The 22,148-nt window shown below is 73.4% G+C and carries 16 protein-coding genes and 3 tRNA genes; 3 read left to right on the plus strand and 16 right to left on the minus strand.

Features of this window, described 5'->3' with window-relative positions; genetic code table 11:
• Positions 1 to 144: 144 nt before the first annotated feature.
• From VLK66_RS25935 to VLK66_RS25995, 13 genes are all read right to left on the minus strand, one after another.
• Entirely contained in the window at positions 145 to 5,799 is a 5,655-nt protein-coding gene (locus tag VLK66_RS25935) for an MG2 domain-containing protein (RefSeq protein ID WP_325312416.1), read from the minus strand.
• A gap of 693 nt (positions 5,800 to 6,492) precedes the next feature.
• Positions 6,493 to 6,566: transfer RNA gene (locus VLK66_RS25940), tRNA-His, on the minus strand.
• A 41-nt stretch (positions 6,567 to 6,607) separates the two neighbouring features.
• A tRNA-Arg gene (locus VLK66_RS25945) sits at positions 6,608 to 6,681 on the minus strand.
• A 62-nt stretch (positions 6,682 to 6,743) separates the two neighbouring features.
• Positions 6,744 to 6,817: transfer RNA gene (locus tag VLK66_RS25950), tRNA-Pro, on the minus strand.
• Between the two features lie 219 nt (positions 6,818 to 7,036).
• Positions 7,037 to 8,800: a methyl-accepting chemotaxis protein gene (locus tag VLK66_RS25955; RefSeq protein WP_325312417.1), complete on the minus strand. Its 1,764-nt coding sequence runs from the start codon at positions 8,798 to 8,800 to the stop codon at positions 7,037 to 7,039.
• Positions 8,801 to 9,148: 348 nt separating this feature from the next.
• Entirely contained in the window at positions 9,149 to 9,781 is a 633-nt protein-coding gene (gene rdgB / locus VLK66_RS25960) for an RdgB/HAM1 family non-canonical purine NTP pyrophosphatase (RefSeq protein ID WP_349260549.1), read from the minus strand.
• Between the two features lie 144 nt (positions 9,782 to 9,925).
• The gene (gene rph / locus VLK66_RS25965) at positions 9,926 to 10,636 is read right to left on the minus strand and encodes a ribonuclease PH (RefSeq protein WP_325312419.1); all 711 of its coding nucleotides are present in this window, start codon (positions 10,634 to 10,636) and stop codon (positions 9,926 to 9,928) included.
• A 4-nt stretch (positions 10,637 to 10,640) separates the two neighbouring features.
• On the minus strand, positions 10,641 to 11,132 hold the full coding sequence (rfaE2, locus tag VLK66_RS25970; RefSeq protein WP_325312420.1) for a D-glycero-beta-D-manno-heptose 1-phosphate adenylyltransferase: 492 nt from the start codon (positions 11,130 to 11,132) through the stop codon (positions 10,641 to 10,643).
• Positions 11,129 to 12,148 carry a hydroxymethylbilane synthase gene (hemC, locus tag VLK66_RS25975; protein WP_325312421.1) on the minus strand — a complete coding sequence of 340 codons (1,020 nt, stop codon included), beginning with the start codon at positions 12,146 to 12,148 and terminating at the stop codon, positions 11,129 to 11,131. The genes rfaE2 and hemC overlap by 4 nt, the downstream gene beginning before the upstream one ends.
• Complete coding sequence (locus VLK66_RS25980; RefSeq protein WP_325312422.1) at positions 12,142 to 12,627, minus strand: DUF4136 domain-containing protein; 486 nt, start codon at positions 12,625 to 12,627, stop codon at positions 12,142 to 12,144. Before VLK66_RS25980 ends, hemC begins: the two co-directional genes overlap by 7 nt.
• A 4-nt stretch (positions 12,628 to 12,631) precedes the next feature.
• Positions 12,632 to 13,366, minus strand: a complete 735-nt coding sequence (locus VLK66_RS25985) for a hypothetical protein (RefSeq protein ID WP_325312423.1) — start codon at positions 13,364 to 13,366, stop codon at positions 12,632 to 12,634.
• Positions 13,366 to 15,330, minus strand: a complete 1,965-nt coding sequence (locus VLK66_RS25990) for a peptidylprolyl isomerase (RefSeq protein WP_325312424.1) — start codon at positions 15,328 to 15,330, stop codon at positions 13,366 to 13,368. Before VLK66_RS25990 ends, VLK66_RS25985 begins: the two co-directional genes overlap by 1 nt.
• 215 nt (positions 15,331 to 15,545) lie before the next feature.
• Entirely contained in the window at positions 15,546 to 15,968 is a 423-nt protein-coding gene (locus tag VLK66_RS25995; protein WP_325312425.1) for a thioesterase family protein, read from the minus strand.
• A 136-nt stretch (positions 15,969 to 16,104) separates the two neighbouring features.
• Between VLK66_RS25995 and VLK66_RS26000 the strand changes: the two genes are divergently transcribed.
• The gene (locus VLK66_RS26000) at positions 16,105 to 16,890 is read left to right on the plus strand and encodes a UDP-2,3-diacylglucosamine diphosphatase (RefSeq protein ID WP_325312426.1); all 786 of its coding nucleotides are present in this window, start codon (positions 16,105 to 16,107) and stop codon (positions 16,888 to 16,890) included.
• A gap of 431 nt (positions 16,891 to 17,321) precedes the next feature.
• Entirely contained in the window at positions 17,322 to 19,793 is a 2,472-nt protein-coding gene (locus tag VLK66_RS26005; RefSeq protein ID WP_325312427.1) for a leishmanolysin-related zinc metalloendopeptidase, read from the plus strand.
• Between the two features lie 338 nt (positions 19,794 to 20,131).
• Here the strand turns inward: VLK66_RS26005 and VLK66_RS26010 are convergent, their stop codons facing one another.
• Both VLK66_RS26010 and VLK66_RS26015 read right to left on the minus strand, forming a co-directional pair.
• Positions 20,132 to 20,332, minus strand: a complete 201-nt coding sequence (locus tag VLK66_RS26010) for a DUF542 domain-containing protein (RefSeq protein ID WP_325312428.1) — start codon at positions 20,330 to 20,332, stop codon at positions 20,132 to 20,134.
• 20 nt (positions 20,333 to 20,352) lie between these two features.
• Positions 20,353 to 20,817: a hypothetical protein gene (locus tag VLK66_RS26015; RefSeq protein ID WP_325312429.1), complete on the minus strand. Its 465-nt coding sequence runs from the start codon at positions 20,815 to 20,817 to the stop codon at positions 20,353 to 20,355.
• A 211-nt stretch (positions 20,818 to 21,028) separates the two neighbouring features.
• On the opposite strand from VLK66_RS26015, the gene VLK66_RS26020 reads away from it, so the two are divergent.
• Positions 21,029 to 21,979, plus strand: a complete 951-nt coding sequence (locus tag VLK66_RS26020) for a branched-chain amino acid transaminase (protein WP_325312430.1) — start codon at positions 21,029 to 21,031, stop codon at positions 21,977 to 21,979.
• On the opposite strand, the gene VLK66_RS26025 is transcribed toward VLK66_RS26020, so the two are convergent.
• A partial coding sequence (locus tag VLK66_RS26025; protein WP_325312431.1) for a hypothetical protein occupies positions 21,931 to 22,148 on the minus strand: 218 nt, incomplete at its 5' end. The two genes, VLK66_RS26020 and VLK66_RS26025, sit on opposite strands and share 49 nt — an antisense overlap.

A 22,148-nucleotide genomic window follows, 5' to 3' on the forward strand; every position in this document is an offset into this window, starting at 1 on the left:
TCTCCGCGTGAGGAACCGCCGTTGGAGAGGCGCGGAGATGACGGGATCGCGCCGGGCCGGGAGGCGAGGAAACGCGCAGGAGTGAGCCGCGCGACGAACCCACTCTCGCACTCTCGCACTTTCGCACTTTCGCACATCTCTTCCTCATCGCCCCGCCGGGCGTACGGTGAACAGCCCGCCGCCGCTGCGCCCGTGCACGCCGGGGTTGTACATCTCCTCCGCCTGCGCCGGCGCGGAAACGAAGCGGCCGGCCGTGGTCGCCCGCGCCAGGTAGGTGGCGTCGTAGCTTCCCCGCCACAGCCGCCGGGCGAAGTAGACCACGCGGTCGTCGCGGATCTCGGTGTGGTCGAACGCCGTCCACATCCCCGAGTCCCAGCTCCCGTATCCCCAGTACCAGGCGCCGCGCGGCTCCTCCTCTTCCCCGTTCTCCGGCTCGGGGGTGAGCAGGTCGCTGGCGAAGGGGCTCACGGTGCGCAGGCTCAGGTCCACCGCCTCCAGCCCGGCGGGAAGCGGATCGTCGAGCACCACCATGCTGCGGTCTTCGGGGATGGTGATGCGCAGCCGCACGCGCACCACCTGCCCGGCCGCCACGCTGGTGACGGGGCGCCGCGAGTCCACCGTCTCGTACCAGCGCTCCACCGCGATGCCGCGGTCCAGCGGGCGGTAGGTGGCGCGCCCGACCACCTCGCGCACCGCCAGCTGGTAGTACACGGCCGGGCCCGCGCCGTCGGCCCGCACCTGCACGCGCAGCACCTTGCGCCCGTCCCAGCGCGTGGACACCAGCCCCGTCAGCGCCGACGTGCTGTCGGGCGTCTGCCCGCGGCGCGCGCGCATCCGGGCGACGACGCGGCCGCCCTGGCGCACGCTCACCATGCGGTCGGGCGCGCCGCGCTGCGCCCGCTCGAAGCGGTACAGCGCCAGCACCGCCGCGCCGTAGTCCTGCGTGGTCCATTCCAGGGCGCCCTCTTCCCGCCCCTGCTGCACCACCGTCTCCACCAGCGCGCCCAGCATGGGGTGCCCCGGCCGCAGCTCCAGCGTGGCCGTCAGCAGCCGCGCCGCCGGCCGCACCGGCGAGGCGAAGTAGAAGTGCCGGTCGTACGCCGCGGGCGGGAGGTAGGCGCGCGTTCCCCGCACCCGCACGCCCGCCCACGCCGCGTCCAGCAGCCGCAGCGCCGGCTCGCGGGCGCCGCGGCGCGCCAGCACCTCGGCCAGCGCCACGCGGTCTTCCCAGGTCATCCGCGCCGCCTGCCCCAGCAGCAGGTTCTCGGAGGGCACGTCGGGGCGCCCCATGCGGCTCAGGAAGTCGGCCGCGGCCAGGCGCTCGGCCAGCACCTCGTACACGCGCGGGTCGCGGACGCCCAGCGCCTGCCGCACCGCGTCGGGCTCGTGCAGGGCGCGGGTCAGATAGCTGGCGATGCCGTTCAGCACGGTGTCGCGCACCGGGAAGCCGGCCTCGCGGGCGTCCAGCAGCACGCGCCCGGCGTAGGCGGTCAGCCAGGGCGTGGTCCAGTCGGTCTGGCTCCACAGCCCGATCCCGCCGTCCTCGCGCTGCCGCCCCGAGAGCGTGCGCACCACCTGCTCGATGCGCGGCCGCGCATCGCCCTTCAGCAGCGTGGCTCCGCTCGCCCGCTGCGCGCGGTAGAGGGTGACCAGCGGCAGGCCGCGGCTGGTGACCTGCTCGGAGCACTCGTAGGGGTAGATGTCCAGCCAGCGCTGGTACGCCTGCACCATCGCCAGCGGCGAGGTGCCGAAGCCCAGCACCAGCCGCGAGCGCGACAGGTCGGTCTCGGCCGGCAGCTCGAACTCCACCGTGGCCGTGTCGCGCAGCACGCCCGAGACGGCCTGCGTCACCGGCCGGTTGGCGGGGTGGATGGGGATCCCCACCTGCACCGCGTCGCCCGCGCCGTTCCCGCTCGCGTCGAAGCGGAAGCGCGCCGTGTCGCCCGCAATCGCGTGGAAGTGGAAGAGCGCCTCGGCGCCGCGCCCGGCGCCCAGCGACAGCGTCTGCCGCGCCCCGCCGAGGAGGCTCACCCCGCGCGCCTGCGCGCTCACCGTTGCCGTGACGCCGCCGGGGAAGCGGTGGTTCACCACCACGCCGGCCATGAAGTCGTCGCCCTCGCGCAGGAAGCGCGGGAGGGAGGGGCGCGCCAGCAGCGGGCGCGTGGCCAGGAGCGGCGCGTGGCCGCTGCCGTAGCGGTCGCCCGCCGTCACCGCCAGCGCCATCACCCGGAAGGTGGTGATGTTGTCGGGGAGCAGGCCGGAGACGACGGCCTCGCCGTTGGCGTCGGTGACCACGGAGCCGATGAAGAACGCGGTGGGGCGGAAGACGGAGCGGAGCACGCCCACGGCGTCGCGCCCGCCGCTGCCGCCGGGGTTGCGCGCGCCCTTCTGCCCCTCGGGCACCTGCGGGGCCACGGAGACCAGGTTGCTGGCCAGCCGCATCCCCAGCCCGCGCGGCTGGTAGATGAGGTCGATGGGGTCCGGCGTCTGGTAGCCGGTGAGGGAGAGCACGCCCTCGTCCACCGCCCACACCGTCACCTCGCCCGCCTGCGGACGGCCGGCGGCGTCGCGCAGCCGCACGCGGACCCGGGCCGTGTCGCCGGGGCGGTACTCGGGGAGGAGCGGCTGCACCGTCACCGCCAGCCGCTTCACCTCGGGCGTCACCTTCAGCTCGGCGTAGCCCACCCGCAGCGTGGGCCGGCCGGGGTCGTCCACCGTTCCCGGCCGGGCCGAGCGGCCGCGCACCATCACCACGCTCACGTACGCGTTGGGCGCCAGCGCCTCGGTGATGGGGATCTTCACCGTCTGCGTTCCCGACGTCACCCGGATGCGGAAGTGCCGCAGCACCCGCTCGCGCTCCACCGTGACCCACGCCTCGGCGTTGGTGAACGGCGCGGCGATGAGGACGGTGGCGGTGTCGCCCACCGCGTAGCGCTGCCGGTCGGGGACCACCTCCATGCGGAACTTCCCCTCGTCGTTCCACGGCACCCAGCCGGGGCCCACCACCCAGCGGGTGAGGCTGGTGCGCACCGCGCGCCCCTTCCGGTCGCGCGTGGCGAAGGTGACGGTGTAGTCGCCGCCCTCGCGCGGGGTGAAGGCGCAGGGCGCGGGCGCCGCCCCCGTGGTCAGCCGGCAGGTGGCCACGGTGTCGGTCACCCACTCGCCCACCTCGTCGTACACGCCGCCCCGCATCCGCCGGGTGGAGTGCCATTCGCGCCGCGCCACCGTGCCCTCCACGGCCACGCCGGCCACGCCGTGCCCGTCGGGGCGCACGGCGATCACGTCCACGCGCACCGGCACCCCGGCCGGCCAGAAGTAGCCCTTCCCCTGCGGCTTGGCGCCCAGGTAGAACTCGGCGGGGTGCACCATCACCGAGGTGCTGGCGGCCACCGTCTGCCGGTTGGCGTCCACCACCTCGGCCTCCACCGTCAGCATCGCCGGCCGGCCGCCGGGCTGCGGCGCGGCCCGCACCGCCAGCTCGCGGTAGCCGCGGGCATCCAGCGTGTCCACGCCGCTCCCCGCGCTCTGCTCGCCGCCGTCCGTCTCGCCGCTCCACCAGTTCGGCTCCTCGCCCAGCTGGTAGCCGTCGGTGCCGGGGATCTGCAGCGCCCACGACCCCACCTCGGTCTGCCGCGCCGTCCAGCGCAGCGGCGAGCGCGCCATCGGCGCGCCGAACAGGTAGCGTCCGCCCACGGTCACGCGCACCTCGTCGCCCGCGAACTTCGCCTCCCTGGGCGCGGTGGCGTCGACCAGGAACTCGGGCGGGCGGTACTCGGCCACCTGGTAGCTGGTGTACCCCAGCCGCCGCCAGCGGCCGTCGCGCCGGGCCTGGATCTCCACCCCGTACTGCCCCAGCGGCACGTCGGGGGGAAGGCGGAAGGTCTGCCCGGCGGTGCCGAAGCGGCTGAGCGCCACCACGGTGTCGCGCACCGGGTGCCCGTCGCGGTCGCTGAAGCTCCAGCGCAGCGAGTCGCCCGGCCCGGGCGGCAGCAGCGCGCCCAGCGGGCCGCGGCGGACGATGGCCCGGGCGTACACCGGCTCGCCCGGCCGGTAGATGCCGCGCTCGGTGAACACCGCGCCCGCCGTGGGCGCGCGCTCCTCGCCCCAGGCGCTCCCCACCCCGAACTCGTACGGCGCCAGGTCGGGGTCGTACTCGTTTACCCCCACCACCGCGCGGTCGCCGCCGTCGCGGGCGGACACGTACCCCTCGAACGAGCCGCCGCCGCAGTAGCCCCCGCACTCCTCCTGGCCCTCCGGGGGCGGGGGCGGCGCGTGGAAGCCGGAGAGCACGGCCAGCCCGCGGCCGTCGGTGCGGCCGGAGGCGCGCACCGCGCCGCTGGTGTCGTGCAGCTGCACCTCCACGCCGCCGCGCGCGCGGCCGTCGTTCACGCCCGTGACCCAGACCACCGCCTGGTCCACGCCCACGCGGGCGTGCACCGCCAGGTCGGTCACCTGCACCAGCGCCAGGGGCTGGCCGCCGCTCTCGGCGGTGGCGGTGTCCACGCCGCGGCCGCCCACGCGCACGGCCAGCAGCGTTCCCCCGCGCTGCCGGCGCGCGTCGCCCACGGGAAGGCGCACGCCGGTCACGGCGCTGGCGTCGCGGCGGCTCCGCACCGGAACGCGGTGGAGCCCGGCGCCCGGCTCCAGCTCCTTCCAGGCATCGGCCCATCCCCACCCGCGTGACAGGAAGCGCGCCTCCATCCGCTCGGGGACCGCGGCCACCGTCACCAGCAGGGTGTCCACGTTCACGTGCTGCACCGCCAGCGTGCCGAAGCCCCGCCGCTCCACGATCATCTTGCCGTGGGGGTAGACGACGGACGGCGGCACGCCCGGCGTCTGGAACGACGCGCTCACCGCGGCCGGCAGGCGCTGCCCGAACACGTCCTCGAGCCCCGCGTCCACGGAGATGGTGTAGGCGGCGCGGGGGTTCAGCCGCCCTTCCATCACCCACACGGCGGCGGCCTCGGCCGTGTCGCGCACGGCGAACGGGCGGCCGGAGACGCGCACGTGGCGCAGCACGTCGGCGCCGCGGACCGGAGTGGAGAAGACGACGGTGGCGGGGCCGTAGTGGCAGACGCCGTTCTCGGGGCAGCCCGCGTGCAGCACGCGCAGCGGTCCGTAGGTGGCGAAGCTCCAGCGCAGCGGCTCGCCGCCCACGCTGTCGAGCCGCGCGGGAATGACCAGCTGCGCCCTGCAGCCGGGAAGGAGCGGGCGCTCGGGGGCGAGCTCGGCCACGCGGCGCAGGTCGCGCGTGGAATCGGCCGCGGTGAACCCGTAGTAGCGGAACCACTCGGGGTCGTCCGCGCTTATGCGGTGCTGGCCGGCCAGGCGCAGCGGCACCACGGTGCCGCCGTGGCACGAGGTGTCGGGCTCCACCCGCGCCGTGGCCAGGTCGCGCGCGTCGAAGGTGCTGCTCAGCAGCACGCGGAACACCGGCCGCGGCGGAAGGAAGCCCGGTCCGCCGCTGGGCCCTACCGGGTCGCCGGTGAGCACGCGCGCCTTCGCCACGCGGAAGGTGAAGCGGTGCGGGCGCGGCAGCCGGCCGCCGTCCATCGCCGCGAAGGTGCTGGCGATGGTCACGCGGTACTCGGCGCCGGGGCGCAGCGGCTGGTCGGGGGTGAAGCGGAGGGTCACGGGGTCGCGCCACTCCGCCTTGCCGCGGACCGAGGGGGAGATGCGGAACACCTCCCCGGCGTCCACCAGGTCCTCCAGCCCGCCGGCCACCGGCCGGTCGAAGGTCACGGTGATGGGCGCGTCGGGCTCGGCGGGCTCGCCGGGCGTGGGCGCGGTGCGCAGCACGCCCAGCTCGGGCGCGCGCGGTTGAACGGCACGGGCGGAACGGAACGCGAAAAACCCGGAGATTCCGAGGATCGCGAACAGCGCGATGGCAGCCCTGCGCATGGGAGGAGACGCGGAGTCTGGAGGGATGGCGGAACGCGGTGCGGACGACCGGGTGGACCGGCCGGGCGAGCTGCGTTGGATCCCGGAGGATCGTCCTTGCCGGCGATAGCGCGGGCCGTGGGGGACAGGCCGCTACCAGCGTGGGGGATGGACGGTCGCTCGCAGGGCTGCTCGTACCGGGAGGGTCCAGCGATCCCGTGCACCTCCGCCGATCGGAAACGGCGTCCAGCCGGAGCGCCGATTCTAATCGGACTATAATACATCACCCGCCCCGGAATAGTTTCGCCGGGTGCTGCGCCGCCGGAGAACGTGCCGCGCCTTCGGCGCGGCACGGCCTTTTCACACGGATCGGGCCCCTGCTCGACTGGACCCTCGATCGGCGCACCGCATCGTTGAGCGGGGGATGGATCCGGCATTCACGGCCAAGCCAGGAAACGCGCGCGGCGCCCAGCGCGTCCCGGTATCATCTCATCTCGGCAGCGTGAACTGGAAATCCGCATTTGCTGTGAAACAACGCCAGGATCGCAGAGGGCCGAGAAACACGAAACGGCCACCCGACGCATCTGCGTCGAGCGGCCGTTCGATGTAAGGGGTGAGCGAGGGGACTTGAACCCCCGACCTCCAGGGCCACAACCTGGCGCTCTAACCGACTGAGCTACGCCCACCGTAAAGATCCCGCATCCTGCAGCCTTTCGGCCTTCCGCCACGCGCCAGACAGGACTCGAACCTGTGACCCACAGCTTAGAAGGCTGTTGCTCTATCCACCTGAGCTACTGGCGCAGGTACCACCCGTCTTCCTTCCAGCGAACCGCGCCGGACCCGGCGGGGGACGCTGCTTCCAGTCGGGGCGGCCGGATTTGAACCGGCGACCCTCTGCTCCCAAAGCAGATGCGCTACCGGGCTGCGCCACGCCCCGCGGAGCGAAATAATCTAGCCGCGACGGGTGTTTCGGTCAACCCCGGGCGGGGTTCGGCCCCAGGGTTGGAGGCGTGTCTTTCCCCGCTTCTCGTGCGTTTCCGACCCCTCCCGGGATCTCCGGCGGAGACGCGGGCACGCGGAGGTGGCCCGGCATGCACCTCCGCGGCTCCGCGTCTCCGCGTGAGATCCAGCGATCGTGGACGACGCGCGCCGAGGCTTACGCGGCCACGGCCAGGTGCCGCTTCGCGGGCGCGGCGGCCACGGACGGCTCCGGCGCGGCGGCGGGCTCGTCGCCGGTGCGGAAGCGCGTGGTCTCGGCTTCCAGGCCGCGGGCGATACGGGCCAGCTCCTCGGCGCTGGCGCTCATCTCCTCCATGCTGGCCGTAATCTCCTCCACCGCGGCGGCGGCGTCCTCGGCGGCGGCGGCGTTGGCCTGCGACAGGGCGACCAGGCCGCGGTCCTCCCCATCTCCCTCCACCCCGGCCACGGCCAGCACGTCGCGGCTGCCGGACGCGATCTCGCGCGCGGCGCGGTGGATGGCGCCCACCTCGCGCACGGTGCGGTCCACCACGGTGCGGATCTGCTCCAGCGCCTCGCCCGCGCCCGCGGCCAGCTCCGAGCCGGCCTCCACCTCGGCGGTGCCGCGGCGCATGCTCTCCACCGCGCGCGCCGTGGTCCCCTGCACGCTGGCGATCAGCTCGGCGGCCTCGCGCGCGCTGTCGCCGCTCTGCGTGGCCAGCTTGCGCACCTCTTCCGCGACCACCGCGAAGCCGCGGCCGTGCTCGCCGGCGCGCGCGGCCTCGATCGCGGCGTTCAGCGCCAGCAGGTTGGTCTGGCTGGCGATGGCCGCCACCGCCTGGGTGATGCGGCCGATGCGCTCGCTGAAGCCGTTCAGCTCGGCGATGCGGCCGGCGCTCTCCAGCACCGTGTCGCGGATGCGGCCCAGGCTTCCCACCGCCTCGCCGATCACGCGCGTGCCGTCGCGGGCCACGTCGCGCGCGCGGCGGCTCTCGTCGGCCACGGCCTCGGCGCGCGCGGCCACGCCGTCGATCCCCTGCGTCATCTCGCCCAGCGCGCCGGCGAGCATCCGCGCGGTCCGCGCCTGCTCCTGCGCTCCGGCCACCACCTGCGTGAGCGACGCGGCCAGCCCTTCGGCCGCGTGCGTGACGTGGTCGCTGGCCGAGGAGAAGCCCTGGGCGACGTCGGAAACCCGCCCCGCGCGGCCGCGCACCTCGCGCAGCGCGCCGGCCAGCCGCGCGGTGCCGTCGTTGATGGCGCCCACCGCGTTCCCCACCGCGCCTTCGCCACGCGCGGCGCGGGCAGTCAGGTCGCCCTCGCCCACGCGGCCGGCCAGCTCCACCAGCGCCTGCGCCTGCCGCGTCTCGCCGGCCAGCAGGCGCGACATGTAGACGAGGATGGTGACCTCGAACACCACCCACCCGGCGTGGATGGCCACGATCCCCCACCCCCCGTGGTCCTGGAACACGTGCAGCGCGCCGCCGTGCTGCCGCGACAGGTTGCCGAGCACGTGGTGCGCGGCGACGACCACGGCGCCCCACACGGGCACGCGCCAGTCGCGGTACATCAGCAGAAAGGCGAGGATGGCGAAGATGTGGAAGTGCATCTCGATCATCCCCCCGCTCTGGTGGATGATCAGCGCCGAAACCAGCAGCAGCGCGGTGGCGATGGTCATCCGCGAAAGCAGCGTCCCCGGCAGCTTCCACGCGGCCAGCGCCCCGGCCGCGATGCACGGCACCCCCCACAGCAGCACCGCGCCCCAGGTGCCGTGCAGCGGCGCCAGCGCCACCATCAGCAGCAGGTGGCCGCCGAGCAGCCACGCCAGCATGCGGTCGGCGCGGCGCCGGGTCTCGCCGATCAGGCTGGAGCCCGCGGCGGGCGTGGTCGCCGGAAGGTCGGACGCGCGGCGGCCGAACAGGCGGGCGCCGCCCAGCGGAAGCTCGTCGGGTGTGCTCGGGGTCATCGCGCGGGGATGGTGGGGGTCGGCTCGATGGACGGACGCGGGGGGAGCTCCGTCCCAGCTCTGCATCAAGATACGGTAGCAGCCGGCGATCCGGATGTCCCCGCGTAAATACGGCCTGCCCGGCGCCGATGTGAGGCCGCCGCAAGGCGATGCGCCGGGCGCGGCTCCAGCGGGACGCGGCATGGAATCGAGGCGTGCGGCCGTTCCTCCGCGCGCTCCGCGGCCTCTGCATGAGGCCATCTTTTTCCCGCCGTGGTGTGGCGGCTGGATTTTCGATTGGGGGATGAAGAAAGGCGGGACGCCTCGCTCCGGCGCCCGCCCGATGTCCTCCGCCGCACCGATGGACGGCTATTCCCCGCGCCACCCTGACCGCAGCGCGTCGATGGCGGCGCGGACTGCCTTGCCGCGGTGGCTGACGGCGTTCTTCCGCGCGGGCGGCAGCTCGCCGAAGGTCATCCCTTCGGCGGGGAGCCAGAAGAGCGGATCGTAGCCGAATCCGCCGCTGCCGCGCGGCGCGTCCAGCACCACGCCGTCGCAGGTGCCGACGTACACGCTTTCGCGGCCCTGCGCGTCCGCGAGCGCGGCGGCGCAGACGTAGCGCGCGGTGCGGCGCCCGGGCGGGAGGCCGTCCAGCATGCGGAGGAGATGGCGGTTGTTGGCCTCGTCCTGCCGCAGCCCGCGCGACTCCTCTTCGCCGGCGAAGCGGCGCGAGCGCACGCCCGGCGCGCCGCCGAGCGCGTCGACGCAGATGCCGGAATCGTCCGCCAGCGTAAGCTCGCCCGTCTTCGCGGCGAACCAGCGGGCCTTCGCCAGCGCGTTCTCCTCGAAGGTCTCGAACACCTCCAGCGCGTCCTCGTCCGGCGTTTCCTCGATGCCCAGATCTTCGAGGCCGGCGATCTCGATCTCCGGGTAACCGGCCAGGATCTCGCGGATCTCGCGCACCTTGCCGGGGTTGCGCGTGGCGACCAGCAGCCGCATCAGCCGGCGTCCGCGAGGCGGTGGTGCGTGACGACGGCTGACGTGCTTCGGCCGGCCACAGATCCTTCGGCCTGCACGCTTCTGCGCAGTCGCGGTTTCGGCGCGGCCGGCCTCAGGATGACGTCCATCCTCCAGCGCTCCATCGGCTTATCCCCCGACGGCGGCGCGCTGGGCGGCGTGGAGGCCGCGCACGCAGCCGCTCATCATCTGCGTCAGGTAGTAGAGCTGCTCGGGGGAGAAGTGGCCGTGCTCGCCCGTCCCCTGCACCTCGATGATCCCGCCGGACTCGCGCGCAACGAGGTTCAGGTCGACCTCGGCGGCCGAATCTTCCAAGTAGTCCAGGTCCAGCAGCAGCCGCCCGTCGACGAGGCCCGCGCTCACCGCGGCCACGAACTCGCGGAAAGGGGATTCGATCCCGCGCGTCTCGCTGATCCAGCGGCACGCCTCGAAGAGCGCCACCGCGCCGCCGGTGATGGAGGCGGTGCGCGTCCCCCCGTCGGCCTGCAGCACGTCGCAGTCGATGGTGATCTGGCGCTCGCCGAGGGCGGCCATGTCCACGCACGAGCGCAGCGAGCGGCCGATCAGGCGCTGGATCTCCTGCGTGCGCCCGCCGATCTGCCCGCGCTCGCGGCGGTTGCGGGTGTTGGTGGCGCGCGGGAGCATGGAGTACTCCGCGGTGACCCATCCCTCGCCCTTCCCCTTCTTCCACCCCGGCACGCCCTCTTCCACCGAGGCGGTGCAGAGCACGCGCGTGCGGCCGACGGTGATCAGGCACGAGCCCTCGGCGTACTCGGCCACGCCGCGCTCCAGCTTCAGCGGCCGCGGCTGCTCCGGCGCGCGGCCGTCGTTCCTCGCCATCCCCTCACCCATTCTCCGCCCCCTGGCGAACGCGTTGCAGGATCCCGGTCGTCGAGCGGCCGGGGACCAGCGGGATCGTCTCCACCCGCCCCCCGGCCGCTTCGACCTCGTCGGCGCCGACGATGGTGTCCCTCGTGTAGTCGCCGCCCTTCACCAGCACGTCGGGAAGAAGGGTGGCGATGAGCTCGCGCGGCGTGTCCTCGTCGAACAGCGTCACGAAGCCGACCGACTCCAGCCCGGCCAGCACGTACGCGCGGTCGTCCTGCGGGTTGATGGGGCGGTCGTCGCCCTTTCCCAGCCTGCGGACGGAATCGTCGGTGTTCACGGCGACGACGAGGAGGTCGCCCAGCGACCGGGCGCGCGACAGATAATCGACGTGGCCGCGGTGCAGCACGTCGAACACGCCGTTGGTGAAGACGACGCGCGCGCTCCGCGGCCGGCCCAGGCGCGCCAGCAGCTCCTCGCGCGAGACGACCTTGGCGGCGGGGTCGGTCACGGCGCGGCGGGCTCGGGCACGCGCGGCGACTCGCCGCGGACGCGCGCCAGGATCTCGCCCGCGCCCATCTCCACCATCCGCGCCGCCAGCCGCCGTCCAGCGTCGGCGCCATCATCCAACGAGACGCCCTCGCCCCCATCCGCGGAGACGAATTCGGAGTCGCGCAGCACCTCGTCGCCCTCCGTTCCCGCGACCAGGCCGTGCAGCGTCAGCCCCTCGTCGTCCACGGTCGCCAGCGCGCCGATGGGGATCTGGCATCCGCCCTCCAGCGCGGCCAGGAAGGCGCGCTCGGCGGCGGTGCAGGCGGCGGTGAACGGGTCGTGGAAGGCCGCCATCAGCCCGCGCACCCGTGCGTCCCCCGCGCGGGCGACCACGGCCAGCGCGCCCTGCCCCACCGCGGGAAGCCACTCGGCGGGATCGAGATACTCCGCGATGCGGTCTTCCCACCCCAGCCGCAGCACGCCCGCGGCGGCGAGGAGGATGGCGTCGTAATCCCCCTGGTCCAGCTTGGCCAGGCGGGTGTTCAGGTTACCGCGGAGATCAAGGACTTCGACGTCCGGCCGCAGCGCGCCGAGCTGCGCGCGGCGGCGGAGCGAGCTGGTGCCCACGCGCGCGCCGGCGGGAAGCGTCGCCAGCGTTTTCCCTGTCCCCTGTCCCCTGTCCCCTGTCCCCTGCTCCCGCGGGAGAATCAGCACGTCGCGCGGGTCCTCGCGGCGCGACACGGCCACGATCTCCAGCCCGTCGGGCACCCGCGTGGGAACGTCCTTCAGCGAGTGGACGGCGAGATCGGCATCGCCCGCCAGGAGCGCGGCATCGATCTCCTTGGTGAACAGGCCCTTGTCGCCGATCTTCGCCAGCGGCACGTCGAGGATCCTGTCTCCCGTAGTCTTGATGATGGAGATCTCGACCTCGATGCCGGGCGACGCCTCGCGGATGGCCTGCTCCACCGCGCGCGCCTGCCAGAGCGCCAGCTCGCTCCCGCGCGAGGCGATGCGGACCGGGCGGGCGTCTACCACTGCGACTGCGCCCCTTCGATCACCTTCTGCACCACCTGCTCCAGCGCCTTGCGCCGCCCCACATCCACCGTCTCGCCGCGCTGGCGGCTGAAGTCGCCCAGCGCGGAGATGGAGCTGCCCTGCCAGATCACGCGGTCGTTCTTCACGTCGTAGATCTCCGCGTCGAACGTGATCCGCACCTGCGTCTGGTTGCTGGTGATGCGCCCGCCCGGCGTGTTGGGGTCGATGTTGGTGACCGCCTCGTCGTAGCCGGAGAGCTTGCCGCGGATGATGGCGTCGGCGGTCTGCTGCGGCGCCAGGCGCACGCCCAGGTTCCGCGGCAGCTCGGTCTGCAGCTGCCGCTGCACGTCGCTGCGCAGGATGTCGTACGGCGTGGTGTTGTCCCACAGGTCGATGTAGACCGTGCGGATGTTGGCCGGCAGCCCGCCGCCGGTGAACTTGTAGATGCAGCCGGTGGCGAGCAGCGCGGCGACCAGCACCGCGCTAGCGGCCCGTGCCCGGCGGGCTCCAGGTGTCTTCGGGAAACGAAGCGACATCGGTGGATGATTCCAGCGTGAGGTTCAGCGACCGGTAGGCCACCTGGTCGCGGTAGCGCGCGGCCTTCAGCGAGCCGTCGGCGGCCCGCTCCAGGTCCACGGTTTCCTGTACACCGCCGCCACGCAGACGTCGCACCGACTGCAGCCGGCCGCCCTGCGCGCGGTATTCCAGCGTCCCGTCGCCGCCCAGGTCGTAGCGCAGCGTCACGCGCCCGCCCTCGTCCGTCGCCGCGGCGAGCCGCGCCGAGGAGGGGGGGCGGACCACGCCCACGGCGGCCCAGAGGAGCGCCGAGGTGGGGAGCTTGAAGCGCTCCTGCACGGCGGCGGGGATGCGCGGCGTCTCGTCCACCAGCGCGGCGGCCAGGTAGGTCTCCCCGCGCGGGCCGAACAGGTCCAGCCGGAAGCGGTCCGGCGCGGCGAAGCGGGCCACGCCGCGGCCGTTGAAGCGCGAGCCGGCCTCGTCCAGCGCCCAGCCGAACTGCATCTGGCGGGGGGATGACGGAAGCGTCGCGCGCCGCAGCGCCTCGGCGATGGAGTCCGGGCTCGCGGCGGCGCTCGTGGCCGATCCCGCCGCTGTTTCGGGAGATGGGGACGCAGCCGGCGCGCCCGTTCCCGCGGTGGACGCGGCGCACGCCGCCAGGGCAACGGCGAAGGCCGCGGTCATGCCGAATCGTTCGTACATCAACGCACCTCTTCCACGCGGATGATCCGGTCGCCGGGCAGGATGCGCCCGGCGGCGTCCATCCCCCGCACCACCCGCCCGAACACCGTGTAGGTGCCGTCGAGGTGGGGCTGCGGCGAATGGGTGACGAACCACTGGCTCCCCCCCGTGTCCGGCCCGCTGAGCGCCATCCCCAGCGTGCCGGTCTCGTACGGGTGCCGGTTGATCTCGTCCCGGATGGCATACCCCGGACCGCCGTTGGTGTCCCCGCGCGGATCGCCGCCCTGGACCACGAAGTTGGCCACCACGCGCGGCCAGTCCTGCCCGTTGAAGTATCCCCGCCGCGCCAGCGTCAGGAAGTTGTCCACGGTCATCGGCGCGTCGTCGCCGAACAATTCAAGCTCGATGGTGCCGCGGTTGGTGACGATGCGCGCGTGCCGCCGGGGCCGGACCACTCCGGAGCGGACCAGCAGCTCGTAATCGTCCATCGACCGCGCGGTGGAGATGGGAAGCGGCGTGCCCCACCCGCCGGGGACGTCCTCGCCGAAGGCCGTCACCACGTGCTGGCGAACGAGATAATCGGACGAGCGGCCGAAGCGCGCGAAGAAGGCGCGGGCCACGCCGGTGTCCTTGCGTCCCAGCGCGCCGAGCGCGTCCACGGCGGCCAGCGCGGCGTCGTCCATCGAGTCGCGCTGGGCGCGGTCGTACGCGGCCAGCAGCGCGGGCGCGTCCGCCGGGTCGGCGATGGCGCCCAGGCCGTTGATGGCGTTCACCCGCGCGTAGAAGTCGGGGTTCTCCAACCCGGCGAGCAGCAGCGGCCGGATGCGCGCCGCGCCGTCCCCCGCCGCGCCCACGGCGGCCTCGAGCGCGGCCGTGGCGACGCGGCCGTCTGGATCGCGGATCGCCGCCTCCAGCTTCGGGCGAAGGGGGGACGAGACGAAGCCTGCCGTGGCCGCCGCGCCCGCGTAGACGCGCGCCGCCGCCGCCCGCGAGCGCCACCCGCTCTCGCGCATGAACGCGTCCGCCACCGTTGCCGCGGAGGATGCGTCCACCGCCGCGAGGGCGGAGAGCGCGGCCGTGCGCAGGGCGATGGGCTTCGCGGCGTCGAGCGCGACCCGCCGCAGCGCGTCCGCGGACGAGGGCGCCTTCGCCCCCAGCCGCTCCAGCGACTCCGCGGCGGTGATCGCCAGATACGCATCCCCGCCGCCGAGCATTGTGACGAGGCGGGAGATGGACTCCGGCGCGTCGTACGTCCCCAGCGTGCGCACGGCGTTCACGCTGACGGCGTGGTTCGCGTCGCCCACGCCCGCCATTACCAGCCGCAGCGCGGTGGCGCGATCGATCGCCGCCGAGTCCGCCAGCGCCGCCGTGAGCCCGCGCATGGCGAAGGAGCGGACCAGCGGCTCGGCGGCCGTCGCCACGCGCGCGAGCGCCGCCGTGCCCTGCGGGCTGGGACGGCGCGACAGCGCGTACGCCGCGCGCCAGCGGATCTCCGGGTCCGCGGACGAGAGCCAGCGGGTGGCGACGTTCACGTTCATCGGGCGCGGGAAGCGCCAGAAGGCCAGCAGCGCCTCGCCCACCGCGCGGCGGACGCCGGGGCCGCTCGCCGGCGCGTGGGCGAGGAAGTCCTCCACCGCCTGCTTGCCGCCCTGCGTCGGCATCTTCCCCAGCGCCAGCGCCGCCTCGCCGATGACGGACGGCCGGCGCGCGACGTCCGCGGAGCGGAGGAACTGCGCCAGCGCGGGCGCCGCCGTGGTGTCGCGCAGCAGCCCCAGCGCGAACGCGGCGGATGCGGCGACAGACGTATCCGCATCCGCCAGCCGCGCGACGACCAGCGGCGTCGCGCGTTTGTCGCCGATCCGCCCCGCGGCCAGGACGGCGCGGCGTCGCACCTCCGCGCTCGCGTCCGCGGCGGCGGCGGAGAGGCCGACGGCGTCGTACTCGCGCCGGTCCTCGAGCCGCAGCAGCCCCGCCGCGACGCTCACCTCGCGCGTGGAGAGGGGGCGATTCTGGGCGCTCGTGCGGGCCGGTGAAATCGCGATCAGCCCGGCGGCAAAGGCGAATGAATTCGCGGCAACAACGGCCCGAAGTCCGCCTTCGCGGACTCGCGCCCGGCCACTCGCGCGGGCGGCGGGCTTCGCTGCCGTTCGCTGTCCCCTGTACCCTGTCCCCTGTCCCCTGTTTCCCTGCGGTTCCATAGTCACTCGCTTCCGCGGAAGGCGGCCATCACTTCGGGGGGCAGGCGGACGGGCGTGCCGCCGCGGTCGATGGAGATCAGCTCGGTGCGCGCGGTCGCCAAGCGCTTCGTCGCCTCGCCGTCCACGCGCAGGATCTCGTAGGTGAAGACGACGCCGCGCGAGCGCACCTGCTCCAGCGTGGTGACGACGCGGATGAGGTCGTCGTACTTGGCCGAGGCGTGGTAGCGCAGCGTGGCTTCGGTGACGGCCAGGAGCACGCCCCGCGCCTCCAGGTCGGCGTACGAGCGCCACAGGCGGCGGATCAGGTCCGTGCGCCCGATCTCGCACCACGGCAGGTAGTTGGCGTGGTAGATGATCCCCATCTGGTCGGTCTCGGCGTAGCGCGCGCGGAACTCGACCGAGCACGTGGGCGGCTGCGGGGGCATCTGCCGTGGAATCGCTGGCGTGGGAGCGAAGATCGGTATCGGAGGGGGGATTCTACCCGCGCGGGGCGCGGCGTGTCAAACGAATGCGGCGGCGCGGCTTGTGGCCCCGAAAGGCGCGGCCTAGCTTCCCCGCCCCATGAGCCAGAAGCCCGTCTACGTCGTTTCCGACACCCACCTGGGCGCCGTTCCGCGCGAGACGGAGCGCGCCTTCCGCGGCTTCCTGGCCCACGTGGCGGCCGAGGCACGGTCGCTCCTCATCAACGGCGACCTGTTCGACTTCTGGTTCGAGTACCGCTCGGTGATCCTGCGCGAGCACTACCGCGTGCTGGCCGCGCTGGCCGACGTGGTGGACGCGGGGGTGAAGGTGTGGTTCGTGGGCGGCAACCACGACGCGTGGGCCGGCAGCTTCCTGCGCGACGAGGTGGGAATCGAGCTGCTGAACGGCCCGGTGGAGATGACGCTGGCCGGCCGCCGGACGCTCGTGGCGCACGGCGACGGCGTGGGGAAGGGCGACTACAAGTACCGCACGCTGAAGACGGTCATCCGCCACCCGGTCTCCATCGCCGCCTTCCGCTTCCTGCACCCCGACTTCGGGCGGCGGATCGCGGGGGTGGCGTCCAGCACCGAGCGGAAGGCGGAGGGCGACGCGGCGGCCACCGGCCGGGCGGCGTTCATCCAGAACTGGGCCGAGGAGCAGCTCCGCGCCGACCCCGCGCTGGACCTCGTCCTGGCCGGCCACGCGCACGTGGCCGCGCGGGTGGAGGTCGAGCCCGGGCGCTTCTACGTGAACTCCGGCGACTGGCTGCGCGACTACACCTACGTCGTCCTCCCCGCCGCCGGCGGCCCGCCCGAGCTGCGGTCGTGGCCGAAGACGGAACCGGCGCCGTTTCCAGCCCCGAGTCTCCCGCCCGCGGCCGGGTAGGCCCTTCCCGCTCTTCATCTCCATACAAACGGTGCCGCCCCATCCTCCAGAATCGACTGGAGGAGAGACCTGACCGCGAGGAGAACTTCGGCTCGCCGGGAGCCCACCGCTGACTCTCCGTCGAACGTTTCCTTTGGTGGCTAGGACCTTGCTCTTCCGCGGGCGACGAGCGGGACATCGTGCTGCGATCGAATCGGCCCGGCGCGGGCCGGAACGGCGGCGCGAGAGGGCTCCGGGGGGATGACCCGCGCGGCGGCCGGTCCCGCCCGATCTCCGGCGAAAGCAGGGCCCTTCGCCTCCCGCGGCGCGGCGGACGCTCTTCCCCCGATCCATCCAACCGCCGCTCCAGCAGGCACTTCCACCGGCCCGGCCTCTCCACTTCCCAGCGCTCCGAAGCTTCCGGTCCCCCTACTCTCCCATCTGGAGACTCCATGACGCGCCTTCGCTTCACCTGTTGCGCCGCCGCAACGATCCTGGCCGTGTCCGCCTGCGTGAACGACGCGGCGCGGCCGACGCTTCCTTCGCCGCCCGAGCAGCCCAAGGCGCCGCCCATGCCGCTGGGGATGGTGCAGATCACGGTCAGCGGCATCGGCACCAGCCAGATGAGCGGCAGCATCACGCCGGTCGCCTCGCGCGCCGGCGGCCCGCGGGCGTCGCTGACGGTGGCCAACGGCATCGTGTTCGAGCCGCTGACGGTGCAGACGTGGACCGAGGGGACGCGCACCGCCGGGGGGCAGCGGTACGTGACCGCCACCTACCGCATCCGCAACCAGACGGGAACCGCGCTGAACAACGTGACGCTGCTGATGGCCTCGCGGCCGAACACCATCTCCGGCACCCCCATCTCGTCGCTGAAGCGCTTCGACGGAACCGATGCCGCCCCGTCCATCGCCACCTCGGTGGTGCCGACGGGCGCCATCTCCATCAAGAGCGACCTGGTGACCATGCTGGCGCTGTATCCCGACGTGCTGCAGGTGCTCACGGAGGCCGAGGTGGCCGCCATCCCGCCCACCGGCGACATCACCAGCGTCTTCCCGTACGGCTACATGGTGCGCAACTGGGACCCGGCGGCCACCCACCGCCAGCTCCCCGTTCCCACCAGCGTGAACCAGTACGACGGCGTGGTGACCGTCTCCTTCCGCATGCCGCTGCAGGCCACCGCCACGCAGGACGTGTTCACCCTGACCTTCCAGGCGCTGGTGGTGCAGGACAGCGAGACGCGGCTGACGGAGAGCATCGAGGAGGGGCAGGACACCGCCGCCGTGCGCCGCCTGCGCGAGCGCGCCGCGGCACTGGGCGCGACCACGGTCACCGTGCTGGCGGGGAGCACCGCGCCCGCGGCGGACGTGGCCGACTACCCGGGGCAGCGGCAGATCTGCACCGTGCGCACGGCGGGAACGGCCGCCGCGCCGGTCACCTTCATCACCGCGCCGGGCGCGTACTCGCGGGTGGAGATGCTGCGCCCGGGCGAGAGCAGCAGCGCGTGCGGCCCCAGCTTCCGCTCGGGAACGCCGTCGTTCCCCAGCGTCGGCTCGCCGTACGCCATCACCATCAAGTCGATGGACCGCTACGGCAACAAGCTCACGCAGCCCGACACCTTCAACCTGACCCAGACCTCGGGCCCGCCCGCCGCCTTCGGCGCGCAGGCGGCGCTCTCGGCGGGGCAGACGTCGATCTCCGTGACCTGGAACGGCATCGGCACCTCGCTGCTGAACGCGGTGGGCCGGCGGCTGCGCGGGCAGCGCAGCATCGACGTGGCCGTCCCGGCGACGGTCACCATCAGCGCGGGCGACAACCAGGCGGCCATGGCCGGCTCGGCGGTACCCACCGCGCCCGCGGTGCTGGTGCGCGACGCGTCCAACGCTCCGCTGGCGGGCGTGCCGGTGACCTTCAGCGTCTCGGGCGGCGGGGGATCCGTCACCAGCGCCACGACCACGACCGACGGCAGCGGGATTGCACGGGTGGGAAGCTGGGTGCTGGGCTCGCCCGCGACCATGAACACGCTGAGCGCCACCGCGCTGGGCGGCGCGTCGGCGGTGACCTTCAAGGCCAGCGGCTGCTCGGGCGGCGGCGGCATCGGGTTCGGCATCACCCTGTGCTACACGTCGGCGATGAGCGCGGTGCAGCGGGCGGCGTTCGACAGCGCGGCGGCCAAATGGTCGCGGGTGATCACGGGCGACGTGCCGGACCTGGCCTACACGCTGGGAACGGGAAGCTGCGGGACGGGGTCGCCCTCGTTCAACCTGAGCATCGACGACCTGATGATCTTCGCGACCGTGGAGCCGATCGACGGCGCGGGCGCGGTGCTGGGCCAGGCGGGGCCGTGCTTCGTGCGCTCGGCGGAGTTCCTTCCCTTCGTGGGACGGATGCGCTTCGACTCGGCCGACATGCCGTCGATGGAGGCCAGCGGCATGCTGAGCGCGGTGATCCTGCACGAGATGGGGCACGTCCTGGGGATCGGCTCGCTCTGGCAGCCGCACTTCAGCCTGGTGCAGAACGCGTCGCCGGTGGGCGGGCCCCCGCTGGACACGTACTACTCGGGCACGAACGGGATCGCCGGGTTCAACTCCATCGGCGGCAGCACCTACACCGGCGGGAACAAGGTGCCGGTGGAGAACACCGGCTCCAGCGGCACCATCAACGTGCACTGGCGCGAGTCGGTGCTGGCCAACGAGCTGATGACCGGCTACGCCAACGCGGGCCCCATGCCGCTGAGCCTGCTGACCGTGCGCTCGCTGCAGGACTTCGGCTACACGGTGAACACCGGGGCCGCGGACGCCTTCTTCCTGACGCTCAGCGCGCGCCAGGGCCCCGCGCCCGGCGCCATCCCGCTGGGCAACGACGTGATGGACCTCCCGCTCACCAGCGTCGACAGGCAGGGCCGCGCCACGCGGATCCGCTGACGCCGCTCCGCAGCACATCTCCCTGAAGATCGAGCGCTCCCGCCGGCCACTGGCCGGCGGGAGCGCTCGCGTCTGGCTGTGGCTTCAGCCACCGGTGGGAGTGGAAGGGCGATTGAAATCGCGGCAACAACGGCCCGAAGTCCGCCTTCGCGGACTCCCCGCCCCGGCATCTCCGCTCGATTTGAACCGGCAGGACGCCTCCAGCTCGCCTCCCCGACTCCGCTGCCTGGCCGAACAGCCTCGCGCAGGCTGCGACTTCAGCCGGCGGTGAGGAAGCCGGATCGGCGCACGATCCATCCAGCCGGGACGACGGGACCTCGCCTGCGTTCGTGTGCCGGCTACTCCTCTTCCGTGGCCTCGTGCAGGTCGGCGAGGAGCGCGTCGAGGTCGAAGCCGTGGCGCTCGGCGACCTCGGCCAGGGGCTTGGCGCCGCCGCAGCAGGCGTCGATCCCCCAGGCGGAGAAGACGCGCAGCGTGGCGGGAAACCGCGTGGACGCGTCGTTGACGGTCGTGTCGGGGGTGATGGTCGTGGTCTGCATCTCGCGATCTCCAGATCGGTTCAGGCGCTTTTGCGGGCGGCGGGCGCGCGCTCCAGCGTCGGAAGCGTGTTGGCGCTGGCGCGGCGGACGGGCTCGTCCAGCGTGCGCCACAGGTTGTAGATGAACAGGAAGGCGCCCACCGCGCTGGCGGTGCCGCCCGCGCCCAGCAGCGCCGCCCCCGCGCGCCAGAGGTGGACGCGGAGGATGAAGCCGGCCACCATCGCCGCCAGCCCGGCGTTGGCCACCCACACGTGCAGGCCGGCCAGGCGGCGGCTGTGCAGCGGATGCCCGGTGAAGCGCGGGATCACGTGGTACGCCACGCCGAAGATCATCATGCTCACGAACCCCAGCAGGTTCGCGTGCATGTGCGCGGGGCGGTAGACGGCCGCGGCGGGCCGGACCGCCATCCACACCCCGATCCCCACCCCCAGCCCCAGCCAGAGCAGGCTGGCGCGAATGAACCTGCGGACGAACGGATCCAGCATCCGGCCTCCCTGCGATGGCGTCGGTCGTGCGCCCGCCCGTGCTCCGGCGGCGCACCGGAGATTCGCATGGGGTCCCGAGCGTCGGAAGAGGGGAAAATCCCTTCGCGCGTGGGGAGGCGGCCTTGCGGGCGCGGAGCGTGCGGGATACAACATGTGCGTTTCCGGCGCTGTACACCCGTTGACCCGGCCGGCCCGGGGAAGGACCCGATACATGAGCACTGCCAACGGACCCACGCGGCTGATCTGGCGCGACGGGCAGCTGATCGACTGGCGCGACGCCACCATCCACGTGATGAGCCACGTGGCCCATTACGGCTCGTGTGTGTTCGAGGGGATCCGCTGCTACGAGACCTCCGACGGGCCCGCCATCTTCCGCCTGCAGGACCACATGCGCCGCCTGCTGGACAGCGCGCGCATCTACCGCATCCCCTGCGAGCACACGCTCGAGTCGCTGAGCGAGGCCGCCGTCGAGGTGGTGGCCGCCAACGGGGTGAAGCACTGCTACCTGCGCCCGCTCATCGCCCGCACCGGCGAGCAGATGGGGATCCTGGCCGACGACCGCTTCGTGGAGACCTTCGTGGTGGCCTGGATCTGGGGCACGTACCTGGGCGAGGGCGCGCTGGAGAACGGGGTCGACGCGTGCATCAGCAGCTGGCGCCGCGCCGCGCCCGACACCTTTCCCTCGCTGGGGAAGGCGGGCGGCGCGTACCTGAACTCGCAGCTGGCCAAGATGGAGGCCAAGGACCTGGGCTTCCACGAGGCCATCATGCTGGACACGTACGGCTACGTGGCCGAGGGCACCGGGCAGAACCTGTTCGTGGTGCGCGACGGCGTGCTCTTCACCCCGCCGATCTCGGCCAACATCCTGGCCGGCATCACCCGCGACTCGGTGATCCGCATCGCAAGGGACCTGGGGTACGAGGTGCGCGAGGAGAACCTGCCGCGCGAGTTCGTCTACATCGCCGACGAGGCGTTCTTCACCGGCACCGCGGCCGAGCTCACGCCGCTGCGCTCGGTGGACCGCATTCCCGTGGGCGCGGGGCGCCGCGGGCCGGTGACCGGGGAGATCCAAGACCGCTTCCTGGGGATCGCGCGCGGCGAGGTGCCCGACACCTACGGCTGGCTCACCCACGTTCCCGCCCACGCGGAAGCCGCGGCCTGAGCGTTGGGGAGATGGAAGACGAACGGCGCCGCGCCGTCGCGCGTCTTCAGGCCCCCTGCGTGTTTGAACGAGACGCGCACCTTGTCGCCCTCAACTTTAAAAGAGTCGTAGAGCGGCCCCGACTTCTCCAACTTCAAACCGTACGTGTCGGCCAGCGCCCAGCGCGCGA

Origin of the sequence: Longimicrobium sp. (assembly GCF_035474595.1) — a bacterium.
Taxonomy (GTDB): Bacteria; Gemmatimonadota; Gemmatimonadetes; order Longimicrobiales; family Longimicrobiaceae; genus Longimicrobium.

Excerpts from the sequence above, each read along its gene's own strand:
- VLK66_RS25955 (WP_325312417.1), bottom strand. The coding sequence starts at position 8,800 with ATGACCCCGAGCACACCCGACGAGCTTCCGCTGGGCGGCGCCCGCCTG.
- rph (WP_325312419.1), bottom strand. The coding sequence starts at position 10,636 with ATGGCGAGGAACGACGGCCGCGCGCCGGAGCAGCCGCGGCCGCTGAAG.
- VLK66_RS25985 (WP_325312423.1), bottom strand. The coding sequence starts at position 13,366 with ATGTACGAACGATTCGGCATGACCGCGGCCTTCGCCGTTGCCCTGGCG.
- VLK66_RS25995 (WP_325312425.1), bottom strand. The coding sequence starts at position 15,968 with ATGCCCCCGCAGCCGCCCACGTGCTCGGTCGAGTTCCGCGCGCGCTAC.
- VLK66_RS26000 (WP_325312426.1), top strand. The coding sequence starts at position 16,105 with ATGAGCCAGAAGCCCGTCTACGTCGTTTCCGACACCCACCTGGGCGCC.
- VLK66_RS26005 (WP_325312427.1), top strand. The coding sequence starts at position 17,322 with ATGACGCGCCTTCGCTTCACCTGTTGCGCCGCCGCAACGATCCTGGCC.
- VLK66_RS26010 (WP_325312428.1), bottom strand. The coding sequence starts at position 20,332 with ATGCAGACCACGACCATCACCCCCGACACGACCGTCAACGACGCGTCC.
- VLK66_RS26015 (WP_325312429.1), bottom strand. The coding sequence starts at position 20,817 with ATGCTGGATCCGTTCGTCCGCAGGTTCATTCGCGCCAGCCTGCTCTGG.
- VLK66_RS26020 (WP_325312430.1), top strand. The coding sequence starts at position 21,029 with ATGAGCACTGCCAACGGACCCACGCGGCTGATCTGGCGCGACGGGCAG.